General features: G+C 70.6%; 12 protein-coding genes. 6 read left to right on the forward strand and 6 right to left on the reverse strand.

Features of this window, described 5'->3' with window-relative positions; genetic code table 11:
• Window positions 1-28: 28 nt before the first annotated feature.
• Entirely contained in the window at window positions 29-1,378 is a 1,350-nt protein-coding gene (locus tag ACYVGI_RS15345; protein ID WP_460633464.1) for an APC family permease, read from the forward strand.
• 81 nt (window positions 1,379-1,459) lie between these two features.
• Entirely contained in the window at window positions 1,460-2,440 is a 981-nt protein-coding gene (locus ACYVGI_RS15350) for a LacI family DNA-binding transcriptional regulator (RefSeq protein ID WP_460633465.1), read from the forward strand.
• Between the two features lie 61 nt (window positions 2,441-2,501).
• Here the strand turns inward: ACYVGI_RS15350 and soxR are convergent, their stop codons facing one another.
• Window positions 2,502-2,954 (reverse strand): redox-sensitive transcriptional activator SoxR, encoded by a 453-nt coding sequence (gene soxR / locus ACYVGI_RS15355; protein WP_460633466.1) that lies wholly within the window; start codon window positions 2,952-2,954, stop codon window positions 2,502-2,504.
• A gap of 36 nt (window positions 2,955-2,990) precedes the next feature.
• Between soxR and ACYVGI_RS15360 the strand changes: the two genes are divergently transcribed.
• Together ACYVGI_RS15360 and ACYVGI_RS15365 are read left to right on the forward strand one after the other, a co-directional pair.
• Complete coding sequence (locus ACYVGI_RS15360; RefSeq protein ID WP_460633467.1) at window positions 2,991-4,442, forward strand: MFS transporter; 1,452 nt, start codon at window positions 2,991-2,993, stop codon at window positions 4,440-4,442.
• Window positions 4,443-4,661: 219 nt separating this feature from the next.
• Window positions 4,662-5,081 carry a DUF5684 domain-containing protein gene (locus tag ACYVGI_RS15365; RefSeq protein ID WP_460633468.1) on the forward strand — a complete coding sequence of 140 codons (420 nt, stop codon included), beginning with the start codon at window positions 4,662-4,664 and terminating at the stop codon, window positions 5,079-5,081.
• 113 nt (window positions 5,082-5,194) lie between these two features.
• On the opposite strand, the gene ACYVGI_RS15370 is transcribed toward ACYVGI_RS15365, so the two are convergent.
• Window positions 5,195-6,574, reverse strand: coding sequence for an MFS transporter (locus tag ACYVGI_RS15370; protein ID WP_460633469.1), 1,380 nt, complete (start codon window positions 6,572-6,574; stop codon window positions 5,195-5,197).
• Between the two features lie 139 nt (window positions 6,575-6,713).
• Between ACYVGI_RS15370 and ACYVGI_RS15375 the strand changes: the two genes are divergently transcribed.
• Together ACYVGI_RS15375 and ACYVGI_RS15380 are read left to right on the forward strand one after the other, a co-directional pair.
• Window positions 6,714-7,586: a shikimate dehydrogenase gene (locus ACYVGI_RS15375; RefSeq protein WP_460633470.1), complete on the forward strand. Its 873-nt coding sequence runs from the start codon at window positions 6,714-6,716 to the stop codon at window positions 7,584-7,586.
• Window positions 7,586-9,415, forward strand: a complete 1,830-nt coding sequence (locus ACYVGI_RS15380) for a bifunctional sugar phosphate isomerase/epimerase/4-hydroxyphenylpyruvate dioxygenase family protein (RefSeq protein ID WP_460633471.1) — start codon at window positions 7,586-7,588, stop codon at window positions 9,413-9,415. The genes ACYVGI_RS15375 and ACYVGI_RS15380 overlap by 1 nt, the downstream gene beginning before the upstream one ends.
• 48 nt (window positions 9,416-9,463) lie before the next feature.
• On the opposite strand, the gene ACYVGI_RS15385 is transcribed toward ACYVGI_RS15380, so the two are convergent.
• From ACYVGI_RS15385 to ACYVGI_RS15400, 4 genes are all read right to left on the reverse strand, one after another.
• Window positions 9,464-10,951, reverse strand: coding sequence for a xylulokinase (locus tag ACYVGI_RS15385; RefSeq protein WP_460633472.1), 1,488 nt, complete (start codon window positions 10,949-10,951; stop codon window positions 9,464-9,466).
• Window positions 10,952-11,017: 66 nt separating this feature from the next.
• Window positions 11,018-12,208: a xylose isomerase gene (gene xylA / locus ACYVGI_RS15390; RefSeq protein ID WP_460633473.1), complete on the reverse strand. Its 1,191-nt coding sequence runs from the start codon at window positions 12,206-12,208 to the stop codon at window positions 11,018-11,020.
• Window positions 12,209-12,219: 11 nt separating this feature from the next.
• A complete protein-coding gene (locus tag ACYVGI_RS15395; protein ID WP_460633474.1) occupies window positions 12,220-13,479 on the reverse strand; it encodes an endo-1,4-beta-xylanase in 1,260 nt (419 codons plus the stop codon).
• A gap of 76 nt (window positions 13,480-13,555) precedes the next feature.
• Entirely contained in the window at window positions 13,556-14,584 is a 1,029-nt protein-coding gene (locus ACYVGI_RS15400) for a LacI family DNA-binding transcriptional regulator (RefSeq protein WP_460633475.1), read from the reverse strand.
• Window positions 14,585-14,646: the final 62 nt, after the last annotated feature.

Here is a 14,646-nt window from a genome sequence, read left to right on the forward strand (position 1 = left end):
TGTCGGGGGTCTGCGCCATCATGGAGACATGACGGAAAGCGGGCCCTCGATCGCGCGCGCCCGCGGCACACGCGCCGACGGTGTGCAGGACGGTCCCGCCGAACCGCACGGCCACCTGGGCGTCGCGGGCGGCACGGCGCTGTACATCGCCGCCGTCCTCGGCACGGGCATCCTCGTGCTCCCCGCGCTCGCCGCGTCCGTGGCCGGACCGGGGTCGATCATCGCGGTCGCCGCCCTCGCCGTCATCTCCATCCCGCTGGCCGCCACGTTCGCCGCTCTCGCCAGGCGGCATCCGGATGCGGGTGGCGTCGCGACCTTCGCCAGGCGCGCCTTCGGCCCGACCGCCGCCCGCGTCATCAGCTACTGGTTCTTCTTCGGCACGCCGATCGGGGCGCCGATCGCCGCGCTGATGACGGCACGGTACGTGGTCGCCGTCATCGGAGGGGATGCGCTGACCACCACGCTCATCGCCGTCGGCCTCATGGTCATCCCCGTGATCGTCACGGCGTTCGGCGTGCGGTTCGCCGGGTGGCTGCAGCTCGTGCTGTCGGCGGCGCTGGTGGCTGTGCTGGTCTTCGTGCTCGCCGCCGCCGTCCCGCACGCCGACCCGGCCAACCTGCAGCCGCTGCTGCCGCACGGCTGGGCGGGCGTCGGACTCGCGATGAACCTGTACATCTGGGCGTTCGCCGGCTGGGAGGCTGTTGCGGGGATCGGCGGCGAGTTCCGCAATCCCAAACGGGACATTCCACGGGCGACGGCGCTGGCCCTCGTGATCGTGTCCGTGGCCTACCTGGCGATTCAGACGGTGACGGTCCTGGTGCTCGGCGGCCGCGCATCCACCAGTGCCGTGCCCCTGCTCGACCTGGTCGTGGTGTCGTCCGGGAGGGGTGGCGGGATCGTGGTCGCCGTCATCGCGGCCATCGTGGTGACCGGCGTGTTCAACGCGTACCTGGCGGCGTTCAGCAAGCTGGGGGCGGCGATGGGGCGAGACGGCGACCTGCCGCGCTGGTTCGGGCGGGGTGCTGAGAACGGCGGGATCGCGCGCCGCGGGCTGCTGCTGTCCGCCGTGATCATGGCGGCGTACTCGGCGGTGGTGCTCGCCAGCGGCGACCTGCAGCCGTTCATCCTCGTGCACACGAGCATCGCCGCGGCCGTCTACGCGCTCGGCGTCGCCTCGGCGCTCGTGCTGCTGCCGCGCTGGTCGGTCGGCTGGTGGATGTCGCTCGCCTCCTGCGTCTTCGCGGCCGGTCTCCTCCTCCTCGCCGGGTGGCACCTCGTCTTCCCGCTCGCGCTCGCCCTCGCCGCCGTCCTCATCCGCCCCCGCAGGCCGACGATCGAGTCCGAACCTGTTCGGGCGACGCGCCGGGGACCGGCCTGAACGACTCCGGACTCGAACCCGTGGCGCTGCACGCATAATTGGGAGGTGACGCACGAGGAAGGCGCGGGTAGAGCCGCCAGTATGCGCGATGTCGCGCGCGTCGCCGGCGTGTCGCACCAGACCGTGTCGCGCGTGCTGAACGGGCACCCGAGCATCCGGGCGTCGACGCGGGAGCGGGTCGTGCAGGCGATGGATGCGCTGCACTACCGGCCGAATCGCGCGGCGAGGGCGCTGGTCACCGCCCGGTCGAACACGATCGGTGTGCTCACCTCCTCCGCCGCGGCGCTGTACGGCCCGGTGTCGAGCATGGGCGCCATCCAGAACGCGGGACGCGAGGCCGGCTACTACGTCACCGTCGCGCAGCTCGCCGACCTCAGCGCCGAGAGCATCGCGGACGGGATCGACCACCTGCTCGCGCAGGCCGTTGAGGGCGTCGTCGTGATCGCCCCGCAGGAGCGGGTGCTCGACCAGATCGCCGCGAGCCTCGACGTGCCGTACGTGACGCTGCAGGCGGGCGCCCAGTACGCGGAGAAGGAGCTGTCTGTCGATCAGATCGCCGGAGCCCGCGCCGCCACCCGTCACCTGATCGACCTCGGACACCGCAGGATCGCCCACGTCTCCGGGCCGCTCGGCTGGATCGAGGCGCAGGCCAGGGTGCGCGGCTTCGAAGAGGAGCTGCGCTCTGCCGGACTCGAGGCGCTGCCGCCGATCCGCGGCGACTGGTCGGCGCAATCCGGCTACCTCGCCGGTCTCGCGCTGCTCGCCGACCGCACGATCACGGCGGTATTCGCCTCCAACGACCAGCTCGCCCTCGGCGTGATGCACGCCGCGCGCGACCTCGGCAGGGACATCCCGGGCGACCTCAGCATCGTCGGCTTCGACGACATCCCCGAGTCTGCGCACTTCTGCCCGCCGCTCACGACGGTCAGGCAGGACTTCGCCGAGCTGGGCCGCCGCTGCGTCGCCCGGCTGGTCGCCGAGATCGAGTCGACGGAGGAACCGCACCCCGGCAACGTGCAACCGGCGCTCGTCGTGCGCGCGTCGACGGCCGCGCCACGCTGATCGCGGCACGCCGACCACGGCACGCCGACCACGCCGGGCCGACCAGGCCGGGCCGACCGCTTCAGTCCTCGTCGTCCATCCATCTGCGCGGTCCTGGCCCGCTCCCGCCGAGTTCGTCCGACGGGTTCTGGAGCGCGCACGTGCGCAGGCTGAGGCACCCGCATCCCATGCAGCCGGTGAGGTCGTCGCGGAGGTGTTCCAGGTCCCGGATGCGGTCGTCGAGCGCATCCCGCCACAGCCGGGAGAGCCGCGCCCAGTCCTTCTTGGTCGGCGTGCGTCCTTCCGGAAGCGAGTCGAGGGCGACCCGGATCTCGGCGAGCGGCACGCCCACCCGCTGCGAGACCCGGATGAACGCCACCCGACGCAGGACGTCCCGCCGATAGCGCCGCTGGTTCCCCGCCGTGCGTTCGCTGCTGATGAGTCCCTGCCGCTCGTAGAAGTGCAGGGCGGACACGGCGACGCCGCTGCGCGCGGCCAGCTCGCCGACGCTGAGGATCGGTTCCGACGGGTTCATTGACCTCAACCGTAGTTGAGGTCATAGGCTCGCACCATGACCAGTGACGACCTCGACCGCACCGGCGCGCCCGCGCAGCCGAGCGCGGCCGTCCATCCCGAAGCGCCGGAACACCAGGGCGGCGCGGTCGCCGATCTTCCTCCGCCAGGCGGCGTGCTGAGCCAGCAGTACCGCTGGGTGAGCATCGGGATGTGCGCCCTCATCATGCTGGCGGCGTTCGAAGCCCTCGCGGTCACCACGATCATGCCCACCGTGAGCCGCGAGCTCCACGGCGCGAGCCTGTACGCCTTCGCGTTCGCCGGTCCCCTCGCTGTCAGCGTGGTCGGCATGGTGCTCGCGGGCGCCTGGTGCGACAGGGGAAGCCCTCGGAACGCGCTGTTCGCATCCGTCGGGATGTTCGTGATCGGCCTGCTCGTCGTCGGCACCGCCCAGAACATGGGCGTCTTCGTCGCGGGCCGGCTCATCCACGGCTTCGGCGGCGGAGCGCTGACGGTGGCCCTGTACGTGATCGTCGCCCGCGTCTACCCCGCGTCGCTGCACGCCAAGATCTTCGCCGGGTTCGCGGCTGCGTGGGTCATCCCGTCGTTGATCGGCCCCCTGATCGCCGGGGCACTCGCTGAGTCCGTCGGCTGGCGCTGGGTGTTCCTCGGCGTCGTCGCCCTGGCGGTGCTCGCGATGCTGATGGTGGTCCCCGCGATGCGCGGGGTGCACCGGCCGGCCGATGGCGACGATCGTCCCCCGCTCGATCTTCGCCGCATCGGCTGGGCCGTGCTCGTCGCTGTCGCCGTGCTCGCCCTCAATCTGACCGCGGAGGCGCGCGGCCCCGTGCAGTGGATAGCGCCGGTGTTCGCCGTGGCTGTGGCGCTGTACGCCATCCGTCCGCTGCTGCCGGCGCGCGCTCTCCGGGCCGCCCGCGGCCTGCCGAGCGTGATCCTGGTGCGCGCGATCGTCGCCGGGACGTTCTTCGCCGCCGAGGTCTACGTTCCGCTGCTGCTGGTGACGGAGTTCGGTTTCACGGCAGCGCTCTCCGGCCTCGCCCTGACGGCTGCCGGAGTGAGCTGGGCTGCGGCGTCGTGGGTGCAAGGCAGGTTCCCCGCGATCCGCAACAGGACGGCCGCCATGCTCGGCTCCGCTGGTCTCAGCATCGCTGTGGGCTCGCTGCTGCTGACGGCCCTCTTCCACCTTCCTCCCGTGATCGTCGTGGTCGGCTGGGCGTTCGCGGGAGCCGGTATGGGCATCCTGTATCCGCGGCTGGGTGTGCTCACGCTGGAGTACTCGACGATCGAGAACCAGGGCTTCAACAGCTCGGCGCTGTCCATAGCGGATGCGATCGGCTCGTCGATCTCGCTCGCGGCGACCGCGATCGTGTTCGCGGCCCTCGCCGGGCTGGGCGGCGCATGGCCGTTCGTCGGAGCGTTCGCCTTCACGGGCATCCTGTGCCTGGCGTCGTGGGCCGCAGGCCCGCGCATCCTGGTGTCGCGCCGCTGACGCGGCACCCTTCCAGACTCGTCGCGGCGGCAGCCGGGCGGCTCCCGAACCGCGGGGCCGAGCGACAGCCGTCCGCCGCCGCGACGATACTCGTCGGCCGCGCTGTCGCCCTGCGCCAGCACCCCTCCGAGGTCACGCAGCGACACGCCCGGTTAACCTCGCGTCCCCCTGTTGAAACCCTGAGTGGATACTGTCATTCCGTTCACAGAGAGGACACCCATGTTCCCCATCGCCCTGGCCGCCGACGGCCTGATCGCCACCGAGACCACCGCATACAACCCGGTGCCGTCCATCATCGGCGGCCTCATCGGATACATCCTTGTCGTCATCGCCCTGTGGCCCGTGTTCACCAAGGCGGGCAAGCCGGGCTGGGGTGCGCTCATCCCGATCTACAACACCTACCTGCTGGTGAAGATCGGCGGATTCCACGGCGCGCTCGTGATCCTGTACTTCATCCCGATCGTCAACATCATCGTCGCGATCATCGTTGCCCTCGGCGTCGGCCGTGCGTTCGGCAAGGGAGCTGCGTTCAGCATCTTCCTGCTCTGGCTGCTGGCGATCATCGGCTACTTCATCATCGGCTACGGCAGCTCGCAGTACGTCGGCCCCGGCGGCAAGCGCGAGGCCGTCGCGGCGTAAGCGCCGCCAGCGCCGTAAGCGCCGCCAGTGCCGTAAGCGCCGCCAACTTCGCAGAAAGGGTGCGACCGGGAGTCTCCCGGTCGCACCCTTTCGTGTGTCGTGCGCTCGATGTGTCAGCGCACCGCTGCAGGCTCCGGTGCGGCGACGGCGTCTGGCGCGCCATCCTGGCCGAGTTCGCCGGTGGGCACATGCGCCGTCTCGCGCGCTGTGAGTGCTGCGACGGAGGCCAGCACCGCGATGCCGGCGGTGAAGATCGAGATGACCACCCAACTGTTCTCGGCCGTCGCGCCGACGGCGGCGTTGATCGCCGTGATGATGGTCGGTGCGAACCCGGCAGCGAGGAACCCGATCTGCGTGCCGATCGCGACCCCGGAGAACCGCACCCGGCGTGAGAACATCTCGTTGTAGAACGCGGGCCAGACCGCGTTCGCTGCTGCGTAGCCGCAGGAGAACGTCGCGACGGAGAGCGCGAACACGATGCCCATGTTCTCCTGCGACATGGACAGGAGATAGAACGGCAGCAGGGCTGCGCTCGCGAGGGCGCCATAGACGAAGACCGGTTTGCGCCCGATGCGGTCGGCGAGCATCCCGAACAGCGGTTGCGTGACCAGGGCCACGGCGTTCGCGGCCACCACCAGCCACTGCGTCATCCCCTTGTCGACGCCGACGCCGATCCCGTAGGCGACAGCGAGCGTGGTGATCACGGTGGACACCGCCGAGACGGTCGCGCAGAGGATCACGCGCAGCACATCCCGCCAGTGGTCGCGCAGCAGGTCGGCCACCGGCAGCTTGGCCAGCTCGCCTTTGCTCTTCGCCTCCTCGAACTCCGGGGACTCGTGCAGCGAACGGCGCACGACGAACGCGATCACGACCACGAGGGCGGACAGCCAGAACGGGATGCGCCAGCCGATCGTGTACGTGAACTCGTCCGGAGCCATCAGGATCGGGATGAACGCGAGCGCCGCGAGGATCTGCCCGCCCTGCGTGCCGGTGAGAGTCCACGACGTGAAGAACGCCCGCCGGTTCTCCGGTGCGTGCTCGAGCGTCATCGAGCTCGCGCCCGCCTGCTCGCCAGCGGCGGAGAGGCCCTGCATCAGTCGGCACAGCACCAGCAGCGCGGGCGCGAACCAGCCGATCGTCTCGAACGTGGGCAGGCAGCCGATGATGAACGTGGACAGTCCCATGAGCACGAGAGTGAACACCAGCACGCGCTGCCGCCCGATGCGGTCGCCGAAGTGACCGAGGAAGATCGCCCCGATCGGTCGCGCGACGTACGCGAACCCGAAGGTCGCGAACGACATCACCTGCGCGTTCGCGTTGGCATCCGGGAAGAAGATGTGCGGAAAGATCAGCGCCGCAGCCGTGCCGAAGATGAAGAAGTCGTAGTACTCCACGGCGGAGCCGAGAAAGCTGGCGACGGCCGCGCGTCGCGGGGTTTTTCCGGGGGTGTCGCCGGGGTTCGTGCTGGGGGGAGCGGCGGTCGTATTCGCCATTGATTCGTCCTCTGGTCGCTCTGGGCGCGCCGAAGACCCGCCTTAAATGATGAATGAACTATACGGTACGTTAGGAAGGCGCTGGCGGCGGTGTCAACCAAATTCCAGCATCCAATATCGATCGGCAGAGGAGGCTCCGATGAGCACCGTGGATGAGTCGCACCTGGTCGGACTGATCGGCGACGGCGTGCTGCCGTCGCTCACCCCGGCACTCCACGAGGCGGAGGGCGACGCCCACGGGATGCGCTACCTCTATCGCCCGCTCGATCTGGCCGCGATGGGCAGGAGCGCCGTCGAGGTGGGCAGGATCCTGGTCGAGGCGCGGGCGCTCGGCTTCTCCGCGTTCAACATCACGCATCCGTGCAAGCGCGAGGTCCTGTCCGTGCTCGACACGATCGACCAGGTGGCGCAGGCGGTCGGGGCGGTCAACACCGTGCTCGTCAGGGACGGACTGTTCGTCGGACACAACACCGACGTCACCGGCTTCGCCTCCGCGCTCTCCGCCGGCCTTCCGGGGGCCGACCTGGATTCCGTCGTCCTCGTGGGCGCCGGAGGCGCAGGCTCGGCCGTCGCGCACGCGCTCCTGGGAGCAGGGGTCCGCAGACTCGCGATCGTCGATGTGGTCGATGCCGCGGCAGCGCGGCTCGCCGCCGAGACTGCCGCCGCTTTCCCCGCCGCGCAGGTCGAGGCCGCCACTCCCTCCGACGTCGCCGCCCTCCTCGAACACGCCGATGGTCTGGTCAACGCGAGCTTCGTCGGGATGCACTCGCACCCGGGCATCCCGGTGGACGCCGCCCTGCTGCATCCGGGACTGTGGGTGGCCGACATCGTCTACCGCCCGGTGGTCACCGAACTGGTCGCCGCTGCGCGAGCGGCGGGATGCCGGGTGCTCGACGGCGGCCAGATGGCGGTCGGCCAGGCGGCGGACGCGTTCCGCCTGATCACCGGCAGCGAGCCGGACAGGGCACGGATGCACGCGCACTTCCTCGACCTGATCGCAGCCGGGCGCTGATGCGCACCTCGATCGCGACCGTCTGCCTCTCCGGCACCATCGTCGACAAGCTGCACGCAGCCGCCGACGCGGGGTTCGACGCCGTAGAGCTCTTCGAGCCCGACCTCGTCGTCGCCCAGCAGTCGCCGGAGGAGTTGCGGGCACTGAGCGACAGGCTCGGCCTCGAGCTCTCGCTCTATCAGCCGTTCCGGGATGCGGAGGGCGTCGCCGAGGAGGAGTTCGGCGCCGTGCTCCGCCGTGCGGAGGCCAAGTTCGAGCTGATGGACCGTCTCGGCATCGAAACGGTGCTGGTCTGCAGCAACGTGGCGACGGCCACCGTCGACGACGACGCGGTGTCCGCATCCCAGCTCGCGCGTCTGGCCGACCTGGCAGGCGCGCGCGGCATGAGGATCGCGTACGAGGCCCTCGCCTGGGGCCGGTTCGTCGACGACTACCGGCGGTCCTGGCGGATCGTGGAGCGTGCCGACCACGACGCGCTCGGCGTCTGCATCGACAGCTTCCACATCCTGTCGCGCGGCCACGACCCCGCCGCGATCGAGAGCATTCCCGGCGAGAAGATCTTCTTCGTGCAGCTCGCGGACGCGCCGCTGCTGTCGATGGATGTCCTGTCCTGGAGCCGGCACCATCGCCTGTTCCCGGGAGAGGGCGGCTTCGACCTTCCGGCGTTCCTCGGCCACGTGATGCGCGCGGGGTACACGGGGCCGCTGTCGCTCGAAGTGTTCAACGACACCTTCCGGCAGACGGATGCGCGGAGGACGGCTCGGCACGCGCTCCGCTCGCTGCGCGTGCTGGAGGATGCGACGGCCCGACTGCTGGCGGAGCATCCGTCCGCCGCGGCCCTCGACTCTGTGACGACCGTGCCGGAGCCGCGCGGGTTCGACTTCGTGGAGATCACGGCGGAGAACACCGACGCCGTGGCGGACGTGCTCGATCGCCTCGGCTTCGCGTTCGCCGGGCAGCACCGCACCAAGGACGTGCGGCTGTGGTCGTGCGGGTCGGCTCGCGTGATCCTCAACGAGCAGCAGGCGCGCGGCTGTGAGCCGTCGATCACGGCCGTCGGCCTCGACGTCGAGAACTCTTCTGCCGCCGCGGCGAGGGCGTCGGAGCTCAGCGTTCCCTCCGCGTTCCGCCGCACGAGCGCGCAGGACCAGGAGCTTCCGGCGGTGGTCGCCCCGGACGGCACGGAGGTCTACTGGTCGACGCAGCCCGCCGGGGCCGCTGTGCCAGACTGGGTCGCGGAGTTCACCGGCGGCTTCGGCGACGGCGATCCAGCCATCGACCGGATCGACCACGTGAACCTGGCGCAGCCGGCCGCCCACTTCGACGAGGCGGTGCTTTTCTACGGGAGCCTCCTGGCGCTCCGGCCGTCGGCCCCCACCGAGGTCGCCGGCCCTGTCGGGCTGGTCCGCAGCCAGGTGATCCGCTCGCGCGACGGCGGGGTGCGGTTCGCGCTCAACGTGGCGCCGTCGCTGTCCGAGGGCGATGCGACACCGGATGCGCGGCCCCTGGCTCAGCACGTCGCCATCGCCTGCTCCGACGTGGCCGGGCTCGCCCGCCGCGCCCGGCAGCGCGGGCTGCGCTTCCTGCCCGTCCCCGCGAACTACTACGAGGACCTCGCGGTGCGGTTCGACCTCGACGCCGACCGGATCGCCGAGCTGCGCACGCTGGACCTGCTCTACGACCGCGATGCGGACGGAGAGTTCGTCCACTTCTACACGCCGACGGTCGGGAACGTCTTCATCGAGCTGGTGCAGCGGTGCGGAGCCTACGACGGCTACGGAGCGGGGAACGCGCCGGTGCGGATGGCCGCGCAGCACGCTGCGGACTGAGGCGGCGCCGACTGCTGTCCGCGCCGCCTCAGTGACCCGAGGTCCCCCTCAGTCGGTCGCGCTCGCAGCCGCGGTTGCGCTCGCAGCCGCAGTCGCGCTCGCAGCCGCCGTCGCGCTCGCAGCCGCGTACTGCTCGCGGATGACCGGCCGGGTGTCGACGGCCAGCGCGGGGGCCGCATCCACCGTCCACGACGGACGCGTACCGGTGAGCGCCCACGCCGCCTGAACGGCGGCCCCGTCCGCGACGTACTCGCCAGGCGACGGCACGACCACGGGGGCGTCGAAGACCTGCGCCGCGATGGTGGCGACGGCGCGGTTCTGCGCCGCGCCGCCGATCAGGAGCACGCGCTTCTCGCGCACGCCGACCGCGCGCACGGCGTCGAGACCGTCTGCGAGGCCGCAGAGCATCCCCTCGATGGCCGCGCGGGCGACGGTGGCCGGCCTGGTGCTCGCGATGGTGAGTCCGTGGATGCTCGCGGTCGCGTCCGGCAGGTTCGGTGTGCGCTCTCCTTCGAAGTACGGCACGAGCACGACGCCCTCCGCACCAGGCTCGGCGGACAGCGCGAGCTCGGCGAGCCCGTCGAAGTCGACCGAGAGCAGGTCGGCGATGGAGCTGAGCACGCGGGCCGCGTTGAGGGTGGCGATGAGGGGGAGGCTGAGTCCGCTCGCGTCGGCGAAGCCCGCGACCGTGCCGCTCTCGTCTGCGACCGGAGCCTCCGTCACTGCGAACACTGTGCCGCTGGTGCCGATGGACACCACCACGTCGCCGTCCGCGGCGCCGAGACCGAGCGCGGCGCCAGCGTTGTCTCCCGCTCCCGGCCCGACAAGCACGCCGGACGGCGTGCGCCCGGCCGGCTCCGCAGGCCCGAGCACGCGGGGGAGCACCACGCCGTCGCCCTCCGTGCCTGCCTCGCGGGCGCCGCGGCCGAACGCCTGGGAGAACAGGTCGAGGTCGTACGCACCGGAGGCGGCGCCCCAATATGCGGTGCCGCTCGCGTCGGAGCGGTCGGTCGTCAGGGCGTCGAGGTCGGGACCGAGCTCGCTCTCGCCTTCCGGGCCATACCCGAGCAGCCGCCAGGTGAGCCAGTCGTGCGGGAGCGCGACGGCCGCGACGCGCGTGGCGTTCTCCGGCTCCGCATCCCGCAGCCAGCGCAGCTTGGTGGCCGTGAACGACGCGACCGGCACCACACCGACGCGCGCGGCGTACGCTGCGGCTCCGACCTCGGCGATCAGGTCTCGCGCGGCCTGCGCGGAGCGGGTGTCGTTCCAGAGCAGGGCGTCGCGGACGACCTGGCCCTGTGCATCCAGTGCAACCATGCCGTGCTGCTGCCCTGCGATGGAGACGGAGGCGACATCGTCCAGTCCGCCCGCCTCCGCGATGGCCTGCTGCAGCGCCGCCCACCAGGCGGCGGGGGCGACCTCCGTGCCGTCCGGATGCGCGGCACGGCCGAACCGCACGACGGCTCCGGTCTCGAGGTCGCGCACGACGACCTTGCAGCTCTGGGTGGATGAGTCGACTCCGGCGACCAGGGTCATCCGCTCTGTCCTTTCAACGGGGGAGAGGGGCGCCCCGGTCGGGACGCCCCTCAGGAGTGGGTCGGTTCAGCGAGCGCCGAGCAGGTGCTCGAGCGCCAACTGCTGCAGCCGGACGAAGCCGAAGCCCTTGCCGCCGAAGTACGCGTCGGCGTCGAAGTCTTCGTACGCCGAGCGGTCGGCGAGCAGGTCGTCGTAGCTTTCGCCGGCGCCGATGGTCGGCTGCGCGAGCTGGGTGACGCGCGACGCCTCCAGGGCCTCCTGCACCTCGGGGTCGGCGCGGAACGCCTGCGCGCGCTCCTTGAGCAGGAGGTAGGTGCGCATGTTGGCGGCCGCGGAGTCCCACACGCCGGTGATGTCCTCGGTGCGCGACGGCTTGTAGTCGAAGTGACGGGGACCGTCGTACGACGGGCCGCCGTTCGGGCCGCCGTTCTCCAGCAGGTCGACGAGCGCGAACGCGTTCTGCAGGTCGCCGTGACCGAAGACGAGGTCCTGGTCGTACTTGATGCCGCGCTGGCCGTTGAGGTCGATGTGGAAGAGTTTGCCCTGGTACAGCGCCTGGGCGATTCCGGCGGCGAAGTTCAGTCCGGCCATCTGCTCGTGGCCGACCTCTGGGTTGACGCCGACGAGTTCCGGACGCTCCAGCGTCTCGATGAACGCCATCGCGTGTCCGACGGTCGGGAGGAGGATGTCGCCGCGGGGCTCGTTCGGCTTCGGCTCGATGGCGAAGCGGATGTCGTATCCCTTGTCGGTGACGTACTGCCCGAGCAGGTTGACGGCCTCGCGGTAGCGCTCGAGCGCCGAGCGGATGTCCTTGGCCGAGTCGTACTCCGCACCCTCGCGGCCACCCCACATGACGAACGTCTTGGCGCCGAGCTCTGCGGCCAGGTCGAGGTTGCGGAGCACCTTGCGCAGCGCGAAGCGGCGCACGGCGCGGTCGTTGGAGGTGAAGCCGCCGTCTTTGAAGACCGGGGCGCTGAACAGGTTGGTCGTCACCATCGGCACGATGACGCCGGTGTCGGCCAGGGCACCCTTGAGGCGGTCGATCTGCTTCTGGCGCTCGGCGTCGGTCGAGCCGAACGCGAACAGGTCGTCGTCGTGGAAGGTCAGGCCGTACGCGCCGAGCTCGTTGAGCTTGGTGACGGCCTCGACGACGTCGAGCTGCGGGCGGGTCGGGCCGCCGAACGGGTCCGTGCCGTTGTAGCCGATGGTCCAGAGGCCGAACGAGAACTTGTCCTCGCGGGTGGGTGTTGCGGTCATGGGAGTTTCCTTCAGGTGTTCGATGGGATGGAGATCGGAATTCGATCGGTGGTGGGGTCGATGGTGAATGCGATGCCGGCGTCGCCGACGCTCGCCAGGTAGTCGCCGCTGAATCCGGAGACGGCCACGCGGCCGTGCTCGTCGGTGACGGTCGTGGTGGGTGCGAGCCACCAGTCCTCTTTCACCAGGCGGCGCAGCGCGTCGTACGCGGGCTTGGGGGTGCCGTCCGCGCGGACCAGCCCGATCGGCGCACCGAGCCAGGCGTCCGCGTCGGTGATGCCCCAGTAGGTGATGGCCTCGACGGCGGGATGCGCGACGAGCGACCGGTAGTGCCGCACGAGTTCGTCGGCCTGGCGCTCCTCGCCGTCCGGTGTCGACGGCCACGAGGGGATGCGGTAGTCGTTGAGGTCGACGATGTCGGCCGGCATCAGGTGCCCGGAGACCAGCGACGTCTCCGTCAGGTGCAGCGGAAGGCCGTAGCGGGCGAACCGGTCGACGGTCGCGAGCATCGCATCCTCGCCCCGGTAGCCCTGGTGCATATGCGTCTGCAGACCGATGGCGTCGATCGGGATGCCCGCCTCGAGCACGCCCTCGATCAGGCACTCGTACGCGGTGGACAGATCGAAGTCGTTGAGCAGCAGCTTCACCCGCGGATCGGCGGCGCGCGCCTCCTCGAACGCCATCCGGATCATCTGGATGCGGCCCCTGGCGCGGGCGAGCGGACTGATCGCGTTGTCGCCGTTGTCGAACACCGGCATGATGACGACCTCGTTGATGGCGTCCCAGGTGTCGATCAGGCCGTCGAAGTCGCGCACCTCGCGGCGGATGCGCTCGCGCTGGAGGCGCTCGACCTCGTCGAGCGGCAGGCCGAGCAGCCAGTCGGGCTGCACCGTGTGCCAGACCAGCGGGTGGCCCTTGAGCGCGATGCCGCCCTCGCGGAACCAGCGCGCCGTGCGCTGCAGCCGCAGCGTGTCCGGCTCGCCGCGCTGCGGCTCGAAGCGGCCCCAGTAGAACGGCAGGGTCGCCGTGTTGAACACGTCGGTGTACAGGGCGGCGAGGCGCTCGTCCGCGTCGCTCGTGCTCTCCCCGTTGGCGAGGGGGATGAAGTGGAAGCCGATGTTCCCGAACGCGAAGGCGTGCCTGGTCTGTTCGACCGTGACCTCGACGCCCGCGAGCGGCTCTCCCCGCGCATCCAGAACCGTCACGACGGCATCGTGGATGCGGTGGGCCTGCGCCGTGCTCGACGGTGCGGCTGCGGAATAGATCGACACTGATTCACTCTCGGAGGGAAATTGTTGTTTCTAAGAACATATCAGCGAGAGCGGCCGACGGGAAATGGAATTTTCGTCAGGCGGACGGTGCGGGGCCCGTGCTCCCGCGGACGACGAGCTCCGCAGGCAGGTGGATGCCGCCCGCCACGGGCTGGTCGTCCAGGAGAGCGAGCAGCATCTGCAGCGCGCGCTCGCCGAGTTCGTGCAGGGGCTGCGCGACGGTGGTCAGCGGGGGAGTGGCGTTCGCCGCATCCGGGATGTCGTCGAAGCCGACCACCGACAGATCCTCCGGGATGCGCAGCCCGAGCTCGCGTGCCACAGCGACGACGCCGAGCGCCGACGTGTCGTTCGCGGCGAACACCGCGGTCGGCCGGTCGGGGCGGCTCAGCAGCTCCCTCGCGACGGTCGCCGACTGCGCGGCGGAGTACTCGCCGAAGAGCACGAGTTCCTGGTCGAACGGGATGCCCGCCCCTTCGAGTGCTGTGCGGTAGCCGTCCTCGCGGAGCTGGGCGGACGCGAGGTCCCTGCGGCCGCGGATGTGCGCGATCCTGGTGTGGCCGAGCTCGATGAGGTGGCGCACGGCGACGAGCGCGCCGCCGACGTTGTCGGAGTCGATCGTCGCTGGTCCGCCCTGCCCGGTGTGCGGGTCGATCGCGACGACAGGGATGGACGTGCTCGGGATGAGCGTGGTCGGCGTCACGATGATCGCGCCGTCGATGAGCGTCCCCGCCAGACGGGAGAGCGACTTGCGCTCCCAGCCCACGCTGCTCTCGCCGGAGACGAGTCCCGTATACGCGAGCAGTTCGTATCCCGTGCCCGTCGCAGCCACGGAGATGCCCTTCAGGATCTCCACGGAGAACGGCTCGAACTCCGCCACCAGGATGCCGATGACGTTCGTGCTGCGCCTGCGCAGGCTGCTCGCGACGAGCGACGTCTCATAGCCGAGCTCGTTCACCACCTCCATCACGCGGCGTGAAGTGGTCGGGGCCACGCCGTATCGTTCGTTGACGACCTTCGAGACGGTGGACACCGAGACGCCGGCCGCGCGGGCGACGTCGTTGATCGTCACCCTGCCGAAGGCGGCCGGATCGAGTTCGGTGGACATAGTGGACACAGTACCGTGCGCCCAGCGGGTTTCCACGTTGCGCAGCACGTTTTCGATAACGA

The sequence above is a fragment of the Leifsonia lichenia genome (genome assembly GCF_054780215.1).

Bases quoted from the DNA above. Each gene is read 5' to 3' on its own strand.
- ACYVGI_RS15345 (WP_460633464.1), top strand. From the start codon at position 29: ATGACGGAAAGCGGGCCCTCGATCGCGCGCGCCCGCGGCACACGCGCC.
- ACYVGI_RS15350 (WP_460633465.1), top strand. From the start codon at position 1,460: ATGCGCGATGTCGCGCGCGTCGCCGGCGTGTCGCACCAGACCGTGTCG.
- soxR (WP_460633466.1), bottom strand. From the start codon at position 2,954: ATGAACCCGTCGGAACCGATCCTCAGCGTCGGCGAGCTGGCCGCGCGC.
- ACYVGI_RS15360 (WP_460633467.1), top strand. From the start codon at position 2,991: ATGACCAGTGACGACCTCGACCGCACCGGCGCGCCCGCGCAGCCGAGC.
- ACYVGI_RS15365 (WP_460633468.1), top strand. From the start codon at position 4,662: ATGTTCCCCATCGCCCTGGCCGCCGACGGCCTGATCGCCACCGAGACC.
- ACYVGI_RS15370 (WP_460633469.1), bottom strand. From the start codon at position 6,574: ATGGCGAATACGACCGCCGCTCCCCCCAGCACGAACCCCGGCGACACC.
- ACYVGI_RS15375 (WP_460633470.1), top strand. From the start codon at position 6,714: ATGAGCACCGTGGATGAGTCGCACCTGGTCGGACTGATCGGCGACGGC.
- ACYVGI_RS15380 (WP_460633471.1), top strand. From the start codon at position 7,586: ATGCGCACCTCGATCGCGACCGTCTGCCTCTCCGGCACCATCGTCGAC.
- ACYVGI_RS15385 (WP_460633472.1), bottom strand. From the start codon at position 10,951: ATGACCCTGGTCGCCGGAGTCGACTCATCCACCCAGAGCTGCAAGGTC.
- xylA (WP_460633473.1), bottom strand. From the start codon at position 12,208: ATGACCGCAACACCCACCCGCGAGGACAAGTTCTCGTTCGGCCTCTGG.
- ACYVGI_RS15400 (WP_460633475.1), bottom strand. From the start codon at position 14,584: ATGTCCACCGAACTCGATCCGGCCGCCTTCGGCAGGGTGACGATCAAC.